Source organism: Actinomadura syzygii, from assembly GCF_008085905.1.
GTDB lineage: Bacteria > Actinomycetota > Actinomycetes > Streptosporangiales > Streptosporangiaceae > Spirillospora > Spirillospora syzygii.
Map to the genome: position 1 here is coordinate 23,793 of NZ_VSFF01000020.1, position 20,550 is coordinate 44,342.

Here is a 20,550-nt window from a genome sequence, read left to right on the forward strand (position 1 = left end):
CGAGTACGACGCTGCCAGCAATCTAGGTGCGGCGGGCGGCCAAGCGCCCGCGGCGCGACGGTGCGACGGGCCGAGGAGGAGCATGACCAGCCAGAGGGGTGCCGGAAGGGGGCCGCGCCGGACGGCCGCCGGGCTCGCCGCGGTGGCGCTCGCCGCGTCGCTCGGCCTGTCGGCGTGCGGCGGGGGCGACGCGGGCGCGAGCGACGGCACGTTCACGGTGGGCCATCCCGAGCCCGACCACCTGGTGCCGGGCAACACCACGAGCAGCTACTCGTTCGACGTGCTCAGCGGCCTGTTCGACAACCTGGTGGGGCTGAGGCCCGACGGGACGTCCTACAACCTCGCCGCCGAGTCGGTGATCAGCGACGACCAGAAGGTCTGGACGATCAAGATCAAGCAGGGCCAGAAGTTCCACGACGGCGAGCCGGTGACCGCGCGGAGCTTCGCGGACGGCTGGAACAACGCCGCCTACGGTCCGAACGCCTACGGCGCCAACGACTACTTCTCGCATTTCCAGGGGTACGCCGACATGAACCCCGAGGACGAGAAGGCGAAGCCGAAGGCCGACACGCTGTCCGGCGTGAAGGTCGTCGACCAGGACACGCTCAAGGTCACGCTGACCGACCCGTTCAACCAGTTCCCGCTCCTGCTGACGTATCCGGCTTTCGCGCCGATGCCGCAGGCCGGGCTGAAAGACCTCAAGACGTTCGACGTCCACCCGATCGGCAACGGCCCGTACAAGATGGACGGGAACTGGGAACGCAACAGGCAGGTGCGGCTCGTCCCGTTCGACGGCTATACCGGGCCGCGCAAGCCGAAGAACAAGGGCGTTGTCTGGAAGAGCTATTCCAGCGCCGACACCGCCTACACCGACCTTCGCGCCGGGCGCATCGACGTGCTGCAGACGATCCCGGCCGCGAAGGTGCCCGAGGCGAAGCGGCTGCTCGGCGAGCAGTACCTGCCCCGCAAGATGGGCACGATCGACTACCTCGGATTCCCGCTCTGGGACGCCCGGTTCGCGAGCCCCGACCTGCGCAGGGCCATTTCGATGGTGATCGACAGGCAGGGCATCAACAAGGCCGTCTACAACGGCGACTACCTCCCCGCCGACTCGCTGCTCCCCGCCATCATCGAGGGGCACCGGCCGAACGCCTGCGGCGAGGCGTGCACCTTCGACCCGGCGAAGGCCAAGCAATTGTTCCAGAAGGCCGGAGGGTTCCGCGGGACGCTGGAACTGTACTTCTCCAACGCCCAGCCGACCTACGCCCAGTGGATGCAGATCGTCGCCAACTCGCTGCGGCAGAACCTCGGAATCAAGGACATCCAGTTCCGGCAGGTGCCCGCGTCCGACTACTTCTCCATGCTGAACAAGCACGAGGAGAAGGGCCCCTACCGGCAGAACTGGGAGGCCGACTACCCGAGCGCCCAGAACTACCTGGAGAACATGTGGACCTCCGGGAGCAACCGCATGGGCTGGAAGAGCAAGGAGTTCGACGACCTCATCGCCCAGGCCAACCGGACGCCTGACCGGAGTGCGGCGCTCGGCCTCTACCAGCGGGCCGAGGACGTCGCCGTCCGCGAGCTGCCGATGATCCCGCTGTGGACGTGGGCGGGCCAGGGCGGACGCTCCGACCGGGTCGACCACGTGACCATCACCCCGTGGGCGACCGGACTGGTCGTCAACGAAGTGACGGTGAAGTAGCCGGCGATGTGGCGCTACGCCCTCCGGCGGCTCCTCCAGGCGGTCCCGGTGTTCATCGGCACCACGCTGCTGATCTACGCGATGGTGTTCGCGCTGCCCGGCGACCCGATCCAGGCGCTCGCCGGGGACAAGCCCGTCCCGGAGAACGTCCTGCAGACGCTCCGCGAGCGGTACAACCTGAACGACCCGCTGCTCATCCAGTACGGCAAGTACATGTGGGGGCTCGTCCACGGCGACCTCGGCGAGAACTACACCGGCCAGAGCGTGTCGGAGATGCTCGGCGGCCGCTGGACGGTCACCGCGCGGCTCGCGCTCACCGCGTGGATCTTCGAGATGGTCGTCGGGATCGCGCTCGGCGCCTGGGCGGGGCTGCGCCGGGGAAGGCTCGCCGACACCCTCGTCCTCGGCGGGACGACGCTGGTCATCGCGGTGCCGGTGTTCGTCCTCGGGTACACGGCGCAGCTCCTGTTCGGGCTGCACTGGAAGATCTTCCCCACCGCCGGAACGGACGACGGCTGGCCGATGAGCTACATCCTGCCCGGGATCGTCCTCGGCTCGCTCGGCCTGTCGTACGTTGCGCGGCTGACCCGGACGAGCCTCGCCGAGAACCTGCGCGCCGACTACGTCCGCACCGCGAACGCCAAGGGGCTCTCGCGGACGCGGGTCGTCGGGCGGCACGCGCTGCGCAACTCGCTGATCCCGGTCGTCACCTACCTCGGCGTCGACTTCGGGAACCTGATGGGCGGCGCGATCGTGACCGAGGGGATCTTCAACCTGCCCGGCATCGGGCAGCAGGTGTTCACGTCCATCCAGCTCAAGGAGGGGCCGGTGGTGGTCGGCGCGGTCACCGTGCTGGTCCTGATCTTCCTGCTGGTCAACCTGGTCGTGGACCTGCTGTACGGCGTCCTCGACCCGAGGATCCGCTATGAGTGAGGGCCCGGTGACGGCGCTGGAGCCGGACGGCGCGGCGGCGGTCGCGGTCGCGGGCGGCGAGATCGGCCGCGCCTCGCTGTGGGACGACGCCTGGCGCGACCTGCGCCGCCGCTGGGTGTTCTGGGGGTCGGCGGCGGTCCTCGCGCTGGTGACGCTGATGGCGGCCGTGCCCCGGCTGTTCACCGGGAAGGGCCCGAACGAGGGCTGCGACCCGAACGTGTCCAAGCTCGGGCCGTCCGGCGCGCACTGGTTCGGCACCGACCTCGCGGGCTGCGACTACTACGTGCAGGTCGTGCACGGCGCCCGTCCGACGCTGCTGATCGGCGTCGCCGTCACGCTGGTCGCGCTGCTGATCGCCGTGGTGTTCGGGACGCTCGCCGGGTACTACGGCGGCGTCGCGGACGCGCTGATCGCCCGGCTCACCGACGTGTTCTTCGGGCTGCCGTTCGTGCTCGGCGCCACGGTGATCCTCGTCGCGTTCCCCGGGCACGGCATGTGGGCGATGACGCTCGTGCTCGTCCTGCTCGGCTGGACGACGATGATCCGCATCATGCGCGGCCAGGTCATCTCCGTGCGGGACGCCGACTACGTGCAGGCGGCGCGGCTGCTCGGCGCGTCCGATCGGCGGATCATGGCCCGGCACGTGCTGCCGAACGCGATCGCCCCGGTGATCGTCGTCGCGACGCTCAACGTCGGCCACGTGATCGTGGGGGAGGCGACGCTCGACTTCCTCGGCGTCGGCCTCCAGTACCCGGAGGTGTCCTGGGGCCTCCAACTCGGCCAGGCCAAGGACTTCGTCGTCGACCACCCGCACCTGCTGATCTTCCCCGGGGTGTTCCTGTCGGCGACGGTCCTCAGCTTCCTGATGCTCGGCGACGCCGTCCGCGACGCCCTCGACCCGAAACTGCGGTGACGCCAATGACCGAAGCGACCGGCGCGAAAGGCTCCACGGTTCCGGCGCCGCGCCCGGACGCCCCGCTCCTGGAGGTCGACGACCTGCACGTCCGGTTCCGGGTGCGCGGGCAGGACGTCCACGCCGTGAACGGCCTCTCCTACACCCTCGACGAGGGCGAGACGGTCGCGATCCTGGGGGAGTCGGGGTCGGGCAAGAGCGTCGCGGCGCAGGCCGTGATGGGCATCCTCGACGTCCCGCCCGCGCGGATCGAGCGCGGCTCGGTGAAGCTGCGCGGCACCGAACTGCTCGGCCTGCCGGAGCGGCGGCGACGCGAATACCGGGGCGACCGCGTCGCGATGGTCTTCCAGGACGCGCTGACCGCCCTCAACCCGGTCTTCACCGTCGGGGACCAGATCCGCGAGCTGTACCGGGTGCGGCGCGGGCTCGGCCGCAAGGAGTCGAAGGCCAGGGCGGTCGAGCTGATGGAGCGGGTGCGGATCCCGTCCGCCGCGCGGCGGCTCGGCGACCATCCGCACCAGTTCTCCGGCGGCATGCGGCAGCGCATCATGATCGCGATGGCGCTGGCGCTGGAGCCGGACGTCCTCATCGCGGACGAGCCGACCACCGCGCTCGACGTGACCGTCCAGGCGCAGATCATGCGGCTGCTCGCCGACCTCCAGGACGAGCTGCGGATGGGCATGGTGCTGATCACCCACGACCTCGGCGTCGTCGCCGGGGTCGCGGACCGGATCGTCGTCATGTACGCCGGGTCGGTCGCGGAGCAGGCGCCCGCCCGCGCGCTGTACGCGCGTCCCGCCCACCCGTACACGCGGGGGCTGCTGGCGTCGGTGCCGCGGCTCGACCGGCGCGGCGGGCCGCTGCTGCCGATCGGGGGCGCGCCGCCGGACCCGGCCGCGCTGCCGTCCGGGTGCCCGTTCCACCCGCGCTGCCCGCGCGCCGAGGCGGTGTGCGCGGCGGAGCGGCCGCCGCTCGTCGCGGTCGCGCCCGGACACGACGCCGCCTGCCACTTCGCCGCGGAGGTGCACGGTGCCGAACCCGAGTGACGACCCGATCCTGCGGGCGGAGGGCCTCGCCAAGCACTACCCGGTGACCCGCGGCGTCGTGCTGAAACGCGCGGTCGGGCAGGTCAGGGCCGTGGACGGCGTCGACCTCGAACTGCGTCGCGGCGAGACGCTCGGCGTCGTCGGCGAGTCCGGCTGCGGGAAGTCGACGCTGGCGCGGCTGCTGCTCGCGGCCGAGCGCCCGACCGCCGGGACGGTGCGCTTCGACGGACGCGACGTCTTCGCCATGCGCCGACCGGAGCTTCGGGCGCTGCGCCGCCGCATCCAGATGGTGCTGCAGGACCCGTACTCGTCCCTCAACCCGCGCATGACGGTCGGGGACATCGTGGGGGAGCCGTTCGCCGTCCATCCGGAGGTCGCGCCGAAGGGGGAGCGGCGGAAACGTGTCCAGGAGTTGCTGGAGCTGGTCGGGCTCGACCCGGGGCATGTGAGCCGATACCCGCACCAGTTCTCGGGCGGGCAGCGGCAGCGCGTCGGGATCGCCCGCGCCCTCGCGCTGCGGCCCGACGTCGTCGTGTGCGACGAGCCGGTGTCCGCGCTGGACGTGTCCGTCCAGGCGCAGGTGATGAACCTGCTCGCCGAGCTCCAACGCGAACTCGGGCTCGCGTACGTGTTCATCGCGCACGATCTGGCGGCCGTCCGGCACATCTCCGACCGGATCGCCGTCATGTACCTCGGCAAGGTCATCGAGACGGGCGACGAGGAGCAGATCTACGAGCACCCGACCCACCCGTACACGCAGGCGCTGCTGTCGGCCGTCCCCGTGCCCGACCCGGACGCGCCCGGCTGGACGAGGCGGATCCAGCTCGAAGGGGAGCCGCCGTCGCCGCTGGACCCGCCGTCCGGCTGCCGCTTCCGCACCCGCTGCTGGAAGGCCGAGCGGGTCTGCGCGGACGACGAGCCCGCCCTCGCGGAGCGGGACGGCTCCGCCCACCCGAGCGCCTGCCACTTCGCCGCCGAAGACGCCGTCCCGGAGCCGACCTGACGGCCCGGCCCCATGGGGGTTCCGTAGGGTGGGGCCATGGCACGCAAGGGCAGGCAGGGTCCGAGCGCGAACCTCTACGGGATCGACGCCGGGGAGGCCGAGCTGCTCCGCGACGCCGACCGCGACGGCGGCTGGATGCTGCTGATCGGCGGCGTGCCGCAGTCCTACGTGGACCTGTCCGACCCCACCTACCTCGACTTCGAGTACATGCGGCTGATGGGCGACGTCGTCGACGCGCTCGGCGTCGACGGGCGGGCGTTCGACGCCGTCCACGTCGGCGGCGCCGGGTGCACGCTGGCCCGGTACATCGCCGCCACCCGGCCGGGGTCGCGGCAGGTCGTCCTGGAGCCGGACGCGGGGCTGGTGCGGCTCGTCCGGGAGCAGCTGCCCGTCAAGAACGTGCCGGGCCTGCGGATCCGGGTCACCGACGGGCGCAGCGGCGTCGCGGCGCTCGCCGACGAGGCCGACGACCTCGTCGTCATGGACGCGTTCGCCGAGGCGTCGATGCCGCTCGAACTGGCCACCCGCGAGTTCGTCCTCGACGCGGCCCGCGTGCTGCGCCCCGGCGGCGTCTACCTCGTCAACGTCGCGGACGGGTTCCGGCTGCCGTTCGCGCGCCGCGTCGCCGCCACGGTCCGGTCGGTGTTCCGGCACACGCTGCTGATGGGCGACCCCGGCGTGCTGCGCGGGCGCCGGTTCGGCAACCTCATCGCGGCCGGGTCGCGCGAGCCGCTGCCGGTCGCCGAGCTGACCCGCCGCGCGGCGGGCGGGATCGTCCGGGCCCGGCTGCTGGACGGCGGCGACCTCGCCGCGTTCTGCGCGGGCGCCGCGCCGATCATGGACGGCGAGGAGATCGTCGCGCCCGTCCCGCCGCCTCAGGTGTTCGGCAAGCCCTGACCCGAAACCCGCCGAAAGCCCCTACCCGGCGGCGGTACCTGGACGAATGCCGTGAACCCGCCCGAGGGACGGGTGGGCCGCGAGAGGCACCGGATTGCGGCCGTCCGGTTTACCGTCGCGTATCGGCCGCACGCGACCCCGCCATGTCCCATAATCGAGCGATGGAGTCGTCCACCCGAATTCTGATTCTCGGCACGGATTCGTCGGGGAAAATACTCCAGTTCGACCGTAACGCCGTCGCAGTTCTGGCCAGAAATGGCGTCGAGCTGGACGGCGCCCTGCTCGACGAGGTCATCCCCGGCGCGCGGGAGCCGCTCCTGGAGGCGGTCAAGGCCGGGCGGGAGCGCACCGCCATGCTCCCCGTGGAGACCCGGTCCGGCGTGACGCTGGACGCGGTCGTCACCGTCCACCCGATGAGCGGGAGCGCGCCGGACGTCGCGGCGCTCGCCGTCGTCAAGGTGCCGGTGCCGCTCGCCGACCGGTTCGTCGACCCCGCCGTCATCCGCCGCGCCCTGCTGGACGACGCCCTCCCGCGCATCGGCTCGACGCTCGACCTGGAGATCCTGGCGCGCGGCCTGATGGACGTGCTCGTCCCGCACTTCTGCAACTCCGGCGCGCTGCTCCTGCTGGAGAGCCACCTCGACGCCGACGAGCCGCCGGAGGGCCCGGACGGCCCGCAGCTCCGCCGGATGGCGATCGGGTTCGACGACGACGACCCGTCCTGGGACGCGCTGTTCCCCACCGGCGAGTCGCTCGTCTACCCGCCGGGCACGCCGCACGCGCGGTGCCTGGAGACGGGCGAGGCGGTGCTGTGCCCGCCGCACGGCGACGGGTCGGCCGAGCTCGCCGCCGCCTGGGGCCGGCCGCCGGTCGGGAACATGCTGAAGGGCTCCTCGAAGCTGCTGCTGCCGGTCACGTCGGCGGCGGGCGTCCTCGGCTTCCTCGCCTGCACCCGCAACGCCGCGCACCGCCCGTTCGACGCCTACGACGTCGAGATCGGGGTGGAGTTCGCCAACCGCGCGTCGATCTTCGTGGAGAGCGCCCGGCAGTACTCGCGGGAGCGCGCGACCGCGCTCACCCTGCAGCGCAGCCTGCTGCCGACCGGGCTGTCGGCGCCGTCCCCGGTCGAGGTGCACCACCGGTACCTGCCGGGCAGCCGCCTCATCGAGGTCGGCGGCGACTGGTACGAGTCGATCGCGCTGCCCGGCGCCCGCGTCGCGCTCGTCGTCGGCGACGTCGCCGGGCACGGCGTGAAGGCCGCCGTCACCATGGGGCGGCTCCGCACCGCCATCCACACCCTGGCCGGCCTCGAACTGCCGCCCGCCGAGGCGCTGGAGCGGCTCGACTCGCTGATGCGCACCCTCGGCGAGCGGGAGCCGCACTTCGCCACCTGCGCCTACGTCGTGTACGACGCGGTCAGCGGGCGCTGCGAGGTGGCGAGCGCCGGGCACCTGCCGCCGCTGCTCGTCCCGCCCGGCGCGGAGCCGGAGTACCTGCCGGTGCCGCCCGCGCCGCCGCTCGGCGTCGGCGGCGACGGCCCGATCGTCAGCCGCGAGTTCGCCGTCGAGGATGGCACGCTCCTCTTCCTCTACACCGACGGCCTCGTCGAGAACCGGGCCCGCGACATCGACGACGGGCTGGACAGGCTGCGCCACACGTTCGGGAACGGCGCGGCCGCGCGTCCGCTGGAGGACCTCTGCCAGGCCGCGCTCGACGGCGTCTACGACGACCAGCACCGCGACGACATCGCGATGCTCGTGGCGCGGCTCGCGCGCATCCCGGAGGACCGGCACGCCACCTGGGAGCTGCCCGCCGACCCGGCCGCCGTCCGCCGGGCGCGCGGCCTGATCCGCGACCGGCTCGCCCGCTGGGGCCTGGACGACCTCGTCCACCCGACGATGCTGCTGGCGTCCGAGCTGGTCACGAACGCGATCCGGCACGCGGGCGGGCGGATCAGGCTGCGGCTCGTCCGGGAGGGCGGGCTCGTCTGCGAGGTCTTCGACTCCTCGGACGGGCGGCCCCGGGTCCGGCACCACGACGACGCCGAGGAGATGACCGAGTCGGGCCGCGGCCTGCACGTCGTCGGGCGCCTCGCGCAGCGCTGGGGCGTCCGCCGCACCCCGGACGGCAAGGTCGTCTGGTGCGAGCAGGGCCTCCCGCGCTGACCCTCCCCACGTCGGGCGCGCGACGGTCAGTGGAGGACCGAGACGTGCACGTGGTCGTAGTGGTTCTGCGTGATGCTCCCGCGGTCCTCCATGGGCCGCCAGCCGCCGCCCCGCACGTTCCAGATGCGCTGCCGCCAGATGACGTAGGAGATCCCGAGGCGGCGCGCGTTCGCGACCGCGTACGCGGCCACCTGGTCGCCGTGCCGGCGGGCGGCCTCGGTCGGCGCGCGGCCGCCGGTGCTCTCCATGAAGTCGCAGGCGCGGCCGTCGCCGTGGTCCTGCGGGTCGCCGGTGGAGCGGTGGCAGCCGATCGTCGGGAACGGGCCGAACATCCCGGCGATCTCCAGCAGCGCGGTCCGCATGGTGGGGGTCATCATGTTGCCGGTGATGGGGGAGCGGCCGCCGGCCACGCCGTCGGGGCGCCCGGTCAGCTCAGGCCCGGCGCATTTCGCGGTCTTCGGCGACGTCCGCGCCGGGGCGAGCGCGGCGACCCTCGTCCCGCGCGGAAGGATCTTCTTCAGCCGGGCCGCGAGCGCGCGGGTATCGGTCCTCGGGGCGCTGATGACGAGGGCGTTGCCGTCCGGCATGCCGAGCGCGCGGGCCTGCTCGCGGGACACGACGGCGTCCACGTCGCCGATGCCGAGCGCCGCGTAGGCGCCGACGCGGACGCGTCCCGGTCCGGTGCTGCGGCCCGCCTCGACGACCGTGCCGAGCGGGAACGCGCCGTCGCGGCCCTGCTCGAACGAGACGGCGAGGCCGCCCGCCGCGATCGTCTGCCAGAGCCGGTCGGACTCGGCGGTCGGCTCCGGCGCGAACGCCCGGAACCCGGACGGGTCGACGCCGAGCAGCCCCATCCGCTGCCCGCCGACCATGGCGCGGGCGGCGTCCACGACGGCGACGCCCGCGACGCCCTTCAGCCCGCGCGCCCGCTCGACGGCGCGGGGCGGCAGCGAGGACGCCCCGGCGACGAGCAGGTGCGGCGTGTACCGGCGGGTCAGCGGCGCGACGGCGGGGACGCGCGGCGCGGCGGCCCGGTCCACCGACACGAGGCCGTCGCGGCGCTCGGGACGGCCGGACGCCCGCCACGAGACCGCGACCGCGCCGTCCACCGCGAGCGTGAGGACGATCCCCGCCGCGATGCCCGTGGAGAGGGCCCTTCCGGTCCGTCGCATCGCGCCCCGATCCGTCGCCGCCGTCCGCCGCCGTCCGCCCTGCCGCCGTCTGCCGCATAGTAGGCGAGGCGGGGCGCGGCGGCATCAGCCCGTGTCGCGGCGCAGGACGACGAGGGCGACGTCGTCCTCGCGGGGCCCGAACTCGGCGATGACGCGGTCGCCGAAGCGCTCCAGCTCGTCCTCCACGTCGGCGGCGACGAGGCGGAGCCGCTCCATGTTGTCGGTGAGCGGGATGCCCCGGTCCTCGATCAGCCCGTCGGTGAGCAGGACGACCACGCCGCCCGGCGGCACGAGCATCTCCTCGACCGCCACTCCGCCCGCCGGGAAGCCGAGCAGCACCCCGCCGCCGCCCCCGTACCGGGCGCGCCCGCCGTGCACGTGCAGCGGCGGGAGGTGCCCGGCGTTCGCGACGTGCGCGGCGCCGCTGCGCGGGTCGAGCGTCATCAGGCACATCGTGGCGGTCTGCTCGTCGTGGTACCGCTCCATGACGTCGTTCAGCAGCCGCAGGATCGTGACGGAGTCGTGGCCCTCGACGGCGAAGGCGCGCAGCGCGTGCCGGATCTCCGCCATCACGGTCGCGGCGTGCAGCGAGTGGCCCTGCACGTCCCCGATCGCGACGAGGACCCGCTCGCCGCAGTCGAGCACCTCGTAGAAGTCGCCGCCCACCTCGGCCTGGTCCCCGGCGGGCTCGTACCGGACGGCGAGCGACCAGCCGGGGATCGCCGGCAGCGACGCCGGGAGCAGGCTGCGCTGCAGCGTCAGGGAGATCGAGTGCTCCTCGGTGTAGGAGCGGAGCGCCTCCATCGCCAGCGCCACCGCCTGCCCGAGCTGGCGGAGCAGGTTGACGTCGTCCTCCGTCCGCGCCCCGCGCGCGGTGACGCCGACGGCGATCGGCGGGCGGTCGTGCTTGAGCCGGGACACCACGAGCGTGATGTCGCCCTGCGACATGCTGTCGGGCAGCAGCTTCAGCCACTCGTCCTCGGGAACCACCGCGACCTCCGTGCCCGGTTCGTCGCCGAGGCTCGCGACCTCCGCCAGGCGCGCGGTCGTCTCCGGCGGGCAGCCCCGGTGCCACGGCCCGACGCCGAAGTCGATGGTCCGGCGGCCCCGGTCGTCCGGCGGCAGCACGAACACCCCGACCGGCACCCCGAAGATCGCGAACGCGCCGCGGGCCGCCACCGCCGCCATGTCCTCGAACGAGGTGGCCGCGTTGATGGCGAGGGACGTCCGGGTCAGCTCGGCCATCCGGGCCGCCATCCGCTCGGCGGCGCGGCGCGCCTGGTAGTAGCGCAGCACCGCCTCCACGGTCGCGATGAACTCGCCCGGGTCGATCGGGTCCGTCATGTAGGCGTCGGCGCCGCGCCGCAGGCCCTGCGTGCGGTCCTCGACGTCGACGGCCTGCGCCGAGATGTGGATGACGGGCAGCGACCTCGTGTCCGGCGCGGTCTTGATCTGCTCGCAGACGTCGATGCCGCTCATGTCGGGCAGCCGGACGTCCAGCACCACCAGGTCGATGGCGTGGTCGGTGAGCCGCCGCCACGCCTCCGCCGCCGACGCCGCCTCCACCACGGTGTGCCCGGCGCGGCGCAGCCAGCTGCCGATGATGTACCGCTTGGTGTGGTTGTCGTCGACCACCAGCGTCTGCGTCATCGTCCGTCGCCCCCGGCGCCCGCGCCGCCTTCCTTGGCCCTGCGGATCGCGTCGGCGAGCGTCTCCGGGTGGATCCGGTCCTTGCCGAGCAGCGCGCCCGCGCGGGCCAGCCGCGGGTCGCCGGCGGGCGACACGTCCGCCGAGGTGACGAGCACGACCGGGATCCCGGACGGCAGCCGGGCGAGGACGTCGTAGCCGTCCAGCACCGGCATCCGCAGGTCGAGCAGGACGAGGTCGGGCCGGTCCGCCGCGACCGTGTCCAGCGCCGCGCGCCCGTCGGCCGCCTCGGTGACGCGGGCGCCGCCGTCCTCGACCAGGCCGCGCAGGACGAGCCGCGTCGTCGCGTCGTCGTCGGCGACCAGGACGTGCCCGAGGTCGAGCTCGGCGAGGCGCCGGTACGGCGGCAGCCGCAGAGTGACCGTCGTGCCTTCGCCGAGGGTGCTGTCCAGCAGCAGGTCGCCGCCGAGCGCGCGGGCGAGCCGCAGCGCGTACGGCAGGCCGAGGCCCGTCCCGCCCGCCGCGCTGCCGGGGACGCGGTAGAACTCCTCGAAGACCCGCTCCCGGTCGGCGGCCGGGATGCCCGCGCCGGTGTCGGACACGGCGAACTCGGTGTGCCGGGGCTCCGCCCGCGCGGTGATCCGCACCTCGCCCTCGGCGGTGAACTTCAGCCCGTTGCCGACGAGGTTGCGCAGGATGCGGGTCAGCATCTCCGCGTCGGTGACGATGATCGGCGGCGCGGCGTCCGCGTCGACGACCAGCGCCAGCCCGGCCTCCTCGGCCATCGGGCGGAGCAGTTCGGCCAGCTCGTCCAGCAGCGCTGGGACGGGCACCGGCGCCGCCCGCGCCGCGACCCCGCCGCGCTCCGCCCGCGCCATGTCCAGCAGCTCGTCGACCAGCGTGAGCAGGGTGCCGCCGGCGTCGCCGATCAGGGTGATCTGGTGGCGCTGCTCGCCGGTGAGCGGGTCGGCGGCCGGGTCGAGCAGCAGCCGGGTCAGCCCGAGGACGCCGTTCACCGGGGTCCGCAGCTCGTGGCTGACGTTCGCCCAGAACCGGTTCTTCGCCTCGCCCGCCTCGCGGAGCTGCCCCGACTTCTCCTCCAGGTCCGCGTACAGCGCCACGACGCCCCGGTTGGTCTCCGCCAGCTCCTCGGAGATCTCGCCGTAGAGGGCCATCACGCCCCGGTTCGTCTGCTCCAGCTCGGAGTTGAGGTCGCGCAGCTCGTCCTTCTGCCGCTGGAGGTCCTCCAGCGCGGCCATCAGGTCGGCGTTCTGCGTCCGCAGCTCCTCCAGCGCCGGGACGGGCTCCAGCCGGCGCAGCCGGGCGCGCAGCCCGTCCAGGTCCGCCTCGGCCGGGGGCGCCGCGCCCGCCGGGAGGTTCTTGCGGAGCCGGACGCGGACGCCGCCGCCCGGCCGGTCCTCCCGCTCGACGGCGCTCATCAGCCGCGCCACCGCGGCCTGGCAGGCGTCCGCGCCCGCCATCGACGTGCGCGGCACGAGGTCCAGCTCGACGACGAGGCCGGGCCGCCGCCCCCGGTCCAGGCGGAACGCGACCGCCACGGTCTCGGCGCACGACTGCAGCTCCCGCCCGGCCTCGCTCAGCGCGGTCGCGACGCGCACCTGGTCCTGGTGGTCCAGGCCGACCTCGGCGGCGACCGTCCGGCCCGCGCGCCGGACGGCGAACACGCCCGCCTCGTCGGTGATCTCGATGCGGAGCAGCTCGGCGGTCGCGTCGGGTCCGCTCACGGCGCGCCCCCGCCGGACGTCGCGACGGCGAGCACGGACCGGTCGTCGTGCCGCACCCCGGCGTCGCGCAGCAGCGTCGCGGCGATCAGCAGCGGGTCGCAGCCGAGCAGGCCCGGATGGTCGGCGAGCCGCCAGCGGCCGGTGAGGCCGTCGGAGTGCAGCACCACCGCCGCCCCCGGCGGCAGCGCGTAGCCGTGCTCGCGGATCCGCCCGCCGCGCGCGCCGCGCCCGCCCGCGATCCCGGGCACGGAGACCATCCCCTGCCGCCTGTCCGGCCCGACGATCCACGCGGCGACGTTCCCGATCCCGGCGAACCCGACCCGTCCGGCGGCCGGGTCGACGGCGGCGACCGCGACCGCGCCGCCCCGCGTCTCCGCCATCTCCCGGTGGACCCGCCGCAGCACGTCCGCCGGACGCTCCAGGGCGGACGTGTCGTGCGCGGCGCGGACCGCCGCCCGCGCCGCCCGCGCGGCGAGCGGGCCGTGCCCGAGGCCGTCGCAGAGCAGGGCGTAGAGGACGCCGTCCACGACGCGGGCGGTGTAGGCGTCGCCGCACTCCTCCTCGCCGTCGATCGGCAGGTTCAGCCCCGCGAACGGCGCCCCGGCCGCCGCGCCGAGCGACCCGCCGGGCGACTCGCCGGGCGGCTGGAACCGCGCGAACAGCACCGTGCCCGCGTCCGGACGCGAATACAGCCCGCTGTGGTCGGCGAGCCGCTCGATCGACCCCAGCCCGACCCCGAGGGTGCCGCGCGTCGAGAAACCGTCCGCCCGCGACACCGGGACGTCGGCGATGCCCGGCCCCCGGTCGACGCACACGAACTCCAGCGCGGCCGCCCCGCCGTTCCGGACGATGCGCAGCAGCATCTCGCCCTGCCGCGCGTGCTCGGCGAGGTTCGTCGCCGCCTCCGTCGCCGCGATCCGCACCCGCTCGAGCCGCTCCCCGGCGAACCCGAGCCGCTCGGCGAGCGCGGTGATCCGCCGCCGGACGCCCGCCGCGGCGCTGCGCTCCTCCACCCGGACCAGCAGCGAGTCGCCCGCGGGCGGGCTGGTCGTCCAGCCGGGGCCGCTCAGCGGGTCCATTTGGCCACCGTCACCGTGGTGCCGCCGCCCGCCTCGCTCCGCAGCCCGAACTCGTCGCAGAGCTGCCGGGCGCCGGGCAGGCCGAGGCCGAGGCCCGTGCCGCTCGACCAGCCCTCGCTGAGCGCCCGGTCCACGTCCGCGATGCCGGGGCCCTCGTCGGTGAAGACGAGCCGGACGCCCTTCCTGCCGTCCTCGCCGGTCGCCCGTTCCACCCGCATGGCGCCGCCCCCGCCGTGCGCGTAGGTGTTGCGCGCCAGCTCGCTGGCCGCCGTGACCAGCTTGGTCTGGTCGACCAGCGACAGCCCGGCCGCCGCCGCGGCGGCCCGCACCACCTGCCGGACGCGGACGACGTCGTCGCTCGACGCGATGGGCATCTCCTCGCCGGACGGCGTCGTCACGGCCCGTCCGCCAGGGCGGGCCCGGGGCGGGCGGGCCGCGCGGAGCCCGCCGGGCCCGCGTGCGGCAGCCCGGCGCCGAGCAGCCGCATGCCCTCCTCCAGGTCCAGCGCGGTGCGCACGCCGCCGAGCGACAGCCCGAGCTCCACCAGCGTGATCGCCACCGCCGGGCGCATCCCCACCACCACCGTCTCGGCGTCCATCAGCCGGGACATGGACGCGATCGTCGCGAACATCCGGCCGATGAACGAGTCGACGACGTCCACCGCCGTGATGTCGATGATCACGCCGTGCGCGCCGGTGGCGACGATCCGCTCGGAGAGGTCCTCCTGCAGCGCCAGGACCGTCTGGTCCTGGAGGTCGGTCTGGATCGACACGAGCAGGACGTCCCCGATCTTGAGAATCGGCACCCGGTCCATCAGCCCTCCGGCTCGCCGACGACGCGCAGGCCGGAACGTTCCAGCACGTATGCCAGCGCGTCCGCGAGGGTCGCCTTCGTCACGATGTCGCCGAACTCGATGCCGAGCGCCACGATCGTCTGCGCGATCTGCGGGCGGATCCCGGACACGACGCAGTGCGTGCCCATCAGCCGGGCCGCCATCACCGTCTTCATCAGGTGCTGCGCGACCTCGGTGTCCACGGCGGGCACCCCGGTGATGTCGATCACCGCGTACCGGGCGCCGGTGGTGACCAGCGCCTGGAGCAGCGTCTCCATCGCGATCTGCGCGCGGGCGGAGTCGAGGGTGCCGACGAGCGGGACGCCGAGGACGCGGTCCCACAGCCGCACCACGGGCGTCGACAGCTCCAGCAGCTGGTCGGCCTGGTCGGCGATCACCTGCTCGCGCGCCGCCGCGTACGTCTCGAACGTCGCGAGGCCCAGCTCGTCGACGTAGGACGAGAAGTCGATCAGCTCGGAGTAGGCCCGCTGGTCGCGGGTCATCCGGATCTGCTCGTACAGCGACTGCTTCAGCGCGAACACGCCGACCGCCGTCTCGGTCGGGCTGAACCCGTGCCGGGCCCGGCCCCGGGAGATCTCCGCGAGCGCGGCCCGCAGCTCGTCCCCGGCGGCGGTGTCGCCCTCCAGCGCGCGTTCGACGAGCCCGTACAGCTCCGTCAGCTCCGACCGGACCTCCGCCTCGGAGAGCCGCCCGTGGACGGTCTCGCCGACCAGCTCGATCCACCGGCCGAGGACCGGCTCGCGCCAGGAGCGCAGCAGCTCCGCGATCGGAGTGTCGTCCGCGCCGCCGGTCATGCCCGCGGTCCCATCGATGCCCCCCGTCCCCGCCGCCGGTCCGCGTCGTCCGTGCTGCCGGGGGTCGCGCGACGGGGCGGCGCCCGCGGCGGGTCGCCGGGTGCCCGCTCCGGGGCGTCCGTGCCACGCGCGCCACCCGGTGCTCGTCCCGACCCACCGTAACCGTGGAAAAGCCCCGCACCACCGCGAATGACCTGGACGTTTACGCCTTATGACCAGTTTTTGGGGAGGTCGGTCAGTCCCACCAGAACGACCAGTTGGTCTTGCCGCGGATCTCCTCGGCGTACCCGGCGAGGGTGCCCGGGCCCTGGAAGAGGATGTCGGGGCAGAACGTCCAGTGCTCGGCCGCGACGTGCACCGCGTGCCGGACGGTGACCGGCGGCGCCGCGACGCTCAGCTCCAGCGTGTTGAAGCCGAGCGCGACGACCCGGGCGCCGAACCTGTCCTCCCAGCCGCGCAGGACGGCGGCGAGCGGCGCCGTCCACTCGTTGTGGTTGAGGGCGCCCTGCCAGCCGACGGCGGCGATCGCGTCCGCGCCCCGCTCGACGGCGGCGAGGCCGAGCGACAGCCCGCGCCCGGCGAGGGCGCGGGCGTACCGGTCGGCCATGGCGTCGGGGTCGTCCAGCGGGACGCCCGCCGGGGCGAGCCCCGGGCAGTGCCGCCCGTAGGGGGCGAGGTCGTCGAGGTCCTCCGCGGACGCCTGCTCCGCCCAGTCGGCCCACACCTCGGACATGAACGCGTGCGGGAGGTAGTTCTCGATCTCGTCCAGCGGCTCGGGCGCGATCTGGCCGGACGCCCAGGGCTGGTCGGTCTCGTCCATCAGCAGCGGCCAGAGGCCCGACCCGGCGTGCTCGGCGCGGAGCCTGCACCACAGCTCGCCGTGGACGGGCTCCTCGCTCAGCCAGAACGCGGGGCGCATCAGCAGCCGCCGCTGCGGGTAGCCGGGGTCCGGCCAGACCAGGTCCCCCTCGGGCAGCGGCGCGGCCAGCGTCCGCTCGGCGGACCCGCCGCGCGGGCCGTCGCCGGGGGCGTCGCCCGGGCCCGCGGGCCGCGGGTCGAACAGCCGCGCCAGGTCGCCCGGCAGGGGCCGGACCTCCACATCATCCATTTCACGCCGTTCCGGTACAGAGCAGGCCAACAGGATCTTGGCTCTGGAGATGGTAACGGCGCGGGGCCCGCTCTCGCGGCCGGTCTCAGGGTTCCCGCCTGCCCCGGGCCAGGTAGTCGATCAGCACGGCGACGACGCCGACGCCCGTGACGGAGCTGACGACGATCGCGAACCACGTGTTGCCGAGGATCACGTTCGCGACGGCGTTGACGGCGATGAGGATGCCGATCACGGTCCAGCGGGTGGAGTTGCTCATGGCTCATGCCTTTCTGCGATGGATTCTCAGCTGAGGTTCGGGGACGTGCGGCGGCGCAGCAGGGCCCGCGCCGGGAGCATGATCGCGGCGGCGCCGGTACCGGCCACGCCGCCGAGGATCGCCGCGCCGGTCAGCGGCGGGACGGAGGGCAGCGGCAGCCCCGTGACGGCCGTCGCGAACACCAGGAGCGTGACGGCGGCGATGAGCGTCCCGGCCGCGACGCCGGTGCCGAGCACGATCGCCGCCTCCAGGCGGAGCATGCGCAGCACCTGGCGGCGGGTCGCGCCGACCAGCCGCAGCAGGGCGAACTCGCGGCGCCTGGCCGCCGTCGCCAGCGCCAGCGTCGTGACGACGCCGATGAGGATGAACCCGGCGATCGCGGCGACGACGATGTAGCTGATGAAGCCCTGGAGCTTGATCTCCTGCGACAGGCCCGCCCGGAAGTCGCCGGGGGAGACCACGCGGGTCCCGGCGTAGGCGGCGGTGACGGCGCTCAGGTCGGCGTTCCCGCGGACGAGGACGTGGTCGTCCAGCGGGACGGACGAGTGCGCCGCGACCAGGTCGCGGGGGAGCAGCACGTCGCCGAAGCCGAGCCCCCGGTCGTAGACGGCGACGACGCGGGCGTCGATCCTCGTCCCGTCGCCGAGCCACAGCCGCGCCTTCGACCCGACGCGCAGGCCGCTCGCCACGTCGCGGCTGAGCGCCACCGCGGCGTCGCCGCGAAGGTCGGCGAGGCGACCGGACGAGACGTCGGGGTCCATGGTGGCGGCGGCGTCCGGGCCGACGCCGAGCGCGTTCAGCGAGCGGAGGTTCCGGTCCCCGAGCTCCTTGACCGACATGATCACGCTTGTCCGCTTGACGGGCGTCGCGGCGGTCACGCCGGGGACGCGGCGCGCGGCGTCGGCGACGTCCCGGGGGAGCCCCGGGCCCGCCGAGACGATGATCCGGTCGGCGCGGTCCCCGGCCTCGGCCTGCACCCGCGTCGCGTGCGCGACCGTGGACTGGGCGAACAGCTGGACGCCCGCGAACGCCACCGCCAGCGCGACCGGCGTGATGATCGATCCCGCGCGCAGCGCGGCGGCCCCGGCGGAGTGCTGCGCGAGCCGTCCGGCCACCGGCGAGACGGCGCGCGCGGCGCGGCCGAGCACCCGGTTCCCGGCCCGCGCGACCAGCGGGCCGAGCAGCGCCGTCGCGACGATGAGGGCCATGACCAGCCCGCCGACCGACGCGCTCGCGGCCGGACCGGTCGTGGTCGCCGAGAACCCCAGCGCGTTCACCCCGAGGACGAGGAACCCGACGCCGGTGACCAACCGCCAGCGGGGCAGCCGCGCGGACTCGGCGGCCGTCTCGCCGAGCGCCCGCACCGGCCGGATCCGCGACACCCGGAGCGAGGCGAGGAACGCGGCCGCGACGGCGGCGAGCAGCGTCACCGCGAACCCGGCGAGCGCGGGCAGCGGGCTCAGCGACAGGCCGAAGCCGTCCGGCAGGACGCCCTTGCGGACCATCGCGGCGTGCATCGCCGCGCCGAGCCCGAGCGACAGGACGCCGCCCGCGAGCGCGGCGGGCGCGCCGATCCGCGCGATCTCCCGGACGATCCGCGCCCGCACCTGCCAGGGCGTCGCGCCGACCGCGCGGAGCAGCGCCAGCTCGCGCGCCCGCTCCCGCACCGACAGCACGATCAGCCCGCCGACCACGACCAGCGCCGTCATGATCGCGATGCCGCCGAGCGACCCGGCGATCTCCACGATGTCGGGACGCGCCGCCGCGACCGCCCGGTCCTCGGCGTCGCCGCGCGCCGCGCCCGTCGCGACGGTCAGGCCGGGCGCCGCCGCGCGGAGCGCGCCGTCCTTCACCTTCTGGTCGGCGATCACGGCGAGCGCGTCGGCGTGGCCTGGACGCCCGTAAAGGGACGCGGCCGTCGCCGTCGAGAAGAACGCGGCGCCCGGGCCGTCCGCGACGAGGCCAGCCACCCGGAACGGCCGCGGCGCCCCGTTCACCTGGACCTGGACGGTCACGCCCGGCCGGACACCGGACGACTTGCTCAGCACGACCTCGTCCGGCGCCTGCGGCGCGTGGCCCGTGGCCAGCCGGTACGGGCGGAGCGGGGCCGACTCCCAGCCATGGCCGGTGACCGCCCGCCCCGAGCCGAGCAGGACGGGGAACGACACGTCCGCGACCACGTCCCGGACGCCCGGCACCGCCCGCAGCTTCGCCGCCGCCGCGACCGGCACCGGCGCGCGGTCGGTCAGCGGGCGGCTCTGCCGCTCCGGCTCCGACCCGAGCTGCTTCATCCACTGCTCGACCTCGTCCGGCCCCGTCACGACCGCGGCCGCCGCGCCATACCGCTCGACCGGGGCGTGCGCGCGCAGCGCCGACTCCAGCAGCACCCCGCACGCCCCGACGAGCGTCGCCGCGAACGCCAGCGCGACGAAGATCCCGGCGAGGGCTCCCCTGATCCTCACAGCGTCTCCCAGCGGCTCATGACGGCGGAGACCGTCGGGGCGACCAGCTCGTCGACGATGCGGCCGCGGCTGAGGAACACGACGGAGTCGGCCCACGCGGCGGCCACCGGGTCGTGGGTGACCAGCACGACCGTCTGCCCGGTCAGGTCGGCGGCCTCGCGCAGCAGGCGCAGGACGTCCCGCGCGGTGCGGGGGTCGAGCGCGCCGGTCGGCTCGTCCGCGAACACGACCTCCGGGCGGGTGATCAGCGCGCGGGCGAGCGCGGCGCGCTGCTGCTGCCCGCCCGACAGCTCGGACGGGCGGTGCCGCAGCCGGTCCGCGAGCCCGACCCGGCGGACGACCTCGTCCAGCCAGGCCGGGTCGGGCGCGGTGCCGCCGAGGTGGAGCGGCAGCGTGATGTTCGCCGCCACGTCCATGGACGGGACGAGGTTGAACGCCTGGAACACGAACCCGATCCGCTCGCGCCGCAGCCGGGTCAGCTTCGCCTCGCCGAGCCGTCCGAGGTCGACGCCGCCGATCCGGACCGTGCCCCCGCTCGGACGGTCCAGCCCCGACGCGCAGTGCAGGAACGTGCTCTTGCCCGACCCGGAGGGGCCCATCACGGCGGTGACCGCGCCGCGCGGGAACGTCCAGGTGACGCCGTCCAGCGCCCGCACATCGCCGTAGTCCTTGGTGACCGCTTCGAGCGCCACCGCCGCGGCGGCCGTCCCGGTCGCCGGGGTGGTCTCGGCCGTCAAGGTCGTCATGGGTTCCCTCCGTGGAATGCCGCCTCTCA

At 74.6% G+C, this 20,550-nt stretch carries 18 protein-coding genes; 7 read left to right on the forward strand and 11 right to left on the reverse strand.

Annotated elements, in window-relative coordinates:
- Positions 1 to 82: 82 nt before the first annotated feature.
- The 7 genes from FXF65_RS41255 (at position 83) to FXF65_RS41285 (ending at position 8,659) form a co-directional block, all read left to right on the forward strand.
- On the forward strand, positions 83 to 1,702 hold the full coding sequence (locus FXF65_RS41255) for a peptide ABC transporter substrate-binding protein (RefSeq protein WP_148355932.1): 1,620 nt from the start codon (positions 83 to 85) through the stop codon (positions 1,700 to 1,702).
- 6 nt (positions 1,703 to 1,708) lie between these two features.
- Positions 1,709 to 2,635: an ABC transporter permease gene (locus tag FXF65_RS41260; RefSeq protein WP_148355933.1), complete on the forward strand. Its 927-nt coding sequence runs from the start codon at positions 1,709 to 1,711 to the stop codon at positions 2,633 to 2,635.
- A complete protein-coding gene (locus tag FXF65_RS41265) occupies positions 2,628 to 3,548 on the forward strand; it encodes an ABC transporter permease (RefSeq protein WP_148355934.1) in 921 nt (306 codons plus the stop codon). The genes FXF65_RS41260 and FXF65_RS41265 overlap by 8 nt, the downstream gene beginning before the upstream one ends.
- A gap of 5 nt (positions 3,549 to 3,553) precedes the next feature.
- Complete coding sequence (locus tag FXF65_RS41270; RefSeq protein WP_148355935.1) at positions 3,554 to 4,594, forward strand: ABC transporter ATP-binding protein; 1,041 nt, start codon at positions 3,554 to 3,556, stop codon at positions 4,592 to 4,594.
- The gene (locus FXF65_RS41275; protein WP_148355936.1) at positions 4,578 to 5,597 is read left to right on the forward strand and encodes an ABC transporter ATP-binding protein; all 1,020 of its coding nucleotides are present in this window, start codon (positions 4,578 to 4,580) and stop codon (positions 5,595 to 5,597) included. Before FXF65_RS41270 ends, FXF65_RS41275 begins: the two co-directional genes overlap by 17 nt.
- A gap of 36 nt (positions 5,598 to 5,633) precedes the next feature.
- Positions 5,634 to 6,494 (forward strand): spermidine synthase, encoded by an 861-nt coding sequence (locus tag FXF65_RS41280; protein ID WP_148355937.1) that lies wholly within the window; start codon positions 5,634 to 5,636, stop codon positions 6,492 to 6,494.
- A 161-nt stretch (positions 6,495 to 6,655) separates the two neighbouring features.
- Complete coding sequence (locus FXF65_RS41285) at positions 6,656 to 8,659, forward strand: ATP-binding SpoIIE family protein phosphatase (protein WP_148355938.1); 2,004 nt, start codon at positions 6,656 to 6,658, stop codon at positions 8,657 to 8,659.
- 26 nt (positions 8,660 to 8,685) lie between these two features.
- Here FXF65_RS41285 and FXF65_RS41290 read toward each other — a convergent pair whose 3' ends face one another.
- From FXF65_RS41290 to FXF65_RS41335, 11 genes are all read right to left on the reverse strand, one after another.
- On the reverse strand, positions 8,686 to 9,831 hold the full coding sequence (locus FXF65_RS41290) for a VldE C-terminal domain-containing protein (protein WP_148355939.1): 1,146 nt from the start codon (positions 9,829 to 9,831) through the stop codon (positions 8,686 to 8,688).
- Positions 9,832 to 9,915: 84 nt separating this feature from the next.
- Positions 9,916 to 11,481, reverse strand: a complete 1,566-nt coding sequence (locus FXF65_RS41295; RefSeq protein ID WP_148355940.1) for a fused response regulator/phosphatase — start codon at positions 11,479 to 11,481, stop codon at positions 9,916 to 9,918.
- Complete coding sequence (locus FXF65_RS41300; RefSeq protein WP_148355941.1) at positions 11,478 to 13,223, reverse strand: ATP-binding response regulator; 1,746 nt, start codon at positions 13,221 to 13,223, stop codon at positions 11,478 to 11,480. The genes FXF65_RS41295 and FXF65_RS41300 overlap by 4 nt, the downstream gene beginning before the upstream one ends.
- On the reverse strand, positions 13,220 to 14,302 hold the full coding sequence (locus FXF65_RS41305) for an anti-sigma regulatory factor (protein WP_148355942.1): 1,083 nt from the start codon (positions 14,300 to 14,302) through the stop codon (positions 13,220 to 13,222). The genes FXF65_RS41300 and FXF65_RS41305 overlap by 4 nt, the downstream gene beginning before the upstream one ends.
- Positions 14,290 to 14,700, reverse strand: a complete 411-nt coding sequence (locus FXF65_RS41310; RefSeq protein ID WP_378233246.1) for an ATP-binding protein — start codon at positions 14,698 to 14,700, stop codon at positions 14,290 to 14,292. The genes FXF65_RS41305 and FXF65_RS41310 overlap by 13 nt, the downstream gene beginning before the upstream one ends.
- A complete protein-coding gene (locus FXF65_RS41315) occupies positions 14,697 to 15,116 on the reverse strand; it encodes an STAS domain-containing protein (protein WP_148355943.1) in 420 nt (139 codons plus the stop codon). The genes FXF65_RS41310 and FXF65_RS41315 overlap by 4 nt, the downstream gene beginning before the upstream one ends.
- Entirely contained in the window at positions 15,116 to 15,949 is an 834-nt protein-coding gene (locus FXF65_RS41320; protein WP_148355944.1) for an STAS domain-containing protein, read from the reverse strand. The genes FXF65_RS41315 and FXF65_RS41320 overlap by 1 nt, the downstream gene beginning before the upstream one ends.
- A gap of 235 nt (positions 15,950 to 16,184) precedes the next feature.
- Positions 16,185 to 17,057, reverse strand: a complete 873-nt coding sequence (locus FXF65_RS41325; protein ID WP_148355945.1) for a DUF4253 domain-containing protein — start codon at positions 17,055 to 17,057, stop codon at positions 16,185 to 16,187.
- Positions 17,058 to 17,142: 85 nt separating this feature from the next.
- Positions 17,143 to 17,313 (reverse strand): hypothetical protein, encoded by a 171-nt coding sequence (locus tag FXF65_RS44300; RefSeq protein ID WP_187412801.1) that lies wholly within the window; start codon positions 17,311 to 17,313, stop codon positions 17,143 to 17,145.
- 26 nt (positions 17,314 to 17,339) lie between these two features.
- Entirely contained in the window at positions 17,340 to 19,775 is a 2,436-nt protein-coding gene (locus FXF65_RS41330) for an FtsX-like permease family protein (RefSeq protein WP_148355946.1), read from the reverse strand.
- Positions 19,772 to 20,521 (reverse strand): ABC transporter ATP-binding protein, encoded by a 750-nt coding sequence (locus tag FXF65_RS41335; protein ID WP_148355947.1) that lies wholly within the window; start codon positions 20,519 to 20,521, stop codon positions 19,772 to 19,774. Before FXF65_RS41335 ends, FXF65_RS41330 begins: the two co-directional genes overlap by 4 nt.
- Positions 20,522 to 20,550: the final 29 nt, after the last annotated feature.

Coding starts and splice junctions, on each gene's coding strand:
- FXF65_RS44300 (WP_187412801.1), bottom strand. CDS start 17,313: ATGAGCAACTCCACCCGCTGGACCGTGATCGGCATCCTCATCGCCGTC.
- FXF65_RS41320 (WP_148355944.1), bottom strand. CDS start 15,949: ATGACCGGCGGCGCGGACGACACTCCGATCGCGGAGCTGCTGCGCTCC.
- FXF65_RS41260 (WP_148355933.1), top strand. CDS start 1,709: ATGTGGCGCTACGCCCTCCGGCGGCTCCTCCAGGCGGTCCCGGTGTTC.
- FXF65_RS41315 (WP_148355943.1), bottom strand. CDS start 15,116: ATGGACCGGGTGCCGATTCTCAAGATCGGGGACGTCCTGCTCGTGTCG.
- FXF65_RS41270 (WP_148355935.1), top strand. CDS start 3,554: ATGACCGAAGCGACCGGCGCGAAAGGCTCCACGGTTCCGGCGCCGCGC.
- FXF65_RS41335 (WP_148355947.1), bottom strand. CDS start 20,521: ATGACGACCTTGACGGCCGAGACCACCCCGGCGACCGGGACGGCCGCC.
- FXF65_RS41325 (WP_148355945.1), bottom strand. CDS start 17,057: ATGGATGATGTGGAGGTCCGGCCCCTGCCGGGCGACCTGGCGCGGCTG.
- FXF65_RS41290 (WP_148355939.1), bottom strand. CDS start 9,831: ATGCGACGGACCGGAAGGGCCCTCTCCACGGGCATCGCGGCGGGGATC.
- FXF65_RS41255 (WP_148355932.1), top strand. CDS start 83: ATGACCAGCCAGAGGGGTGCCGGAAGGGGGCCGCGCCGGACGGCCGCC.
- FXF65_RS41305 (WP_148355942.1), bottom strand. CDS start 14,302: ATGGACCCGCTGAGCGGCCCCGGCTGGACGACCAGCCCGCCCGCGGGC.
- FXF65_RS41285 (WP_148355938.1), top strand. CDS start 6,656: ATGGAGTCGTCCACCCGAATTCTGATTCTCGGCACGGATTCGTCGGGG.
- FXF65_RS41265 (WP_148355934.1), top strand. CDS start 2,628: ATGAGTGAGGGCCCGGTGACGGCGCTGGAGCCGGACGGCGCGGCGGCG.
- FXF65_RS41295 (WP_148355940.1), bottom strand. CDS start 11,481: ATGACGCAGACGCTGGTGGTCGACGACAACCACACCAAGCGGTACATC.
- FXF65_RS41280 (WP_148355937.1), top strand. CDS start 5,634: ATGGCACGCAAGGGCAGGCAGGGTCCGAGCGCGAACCTCTACGGGATC.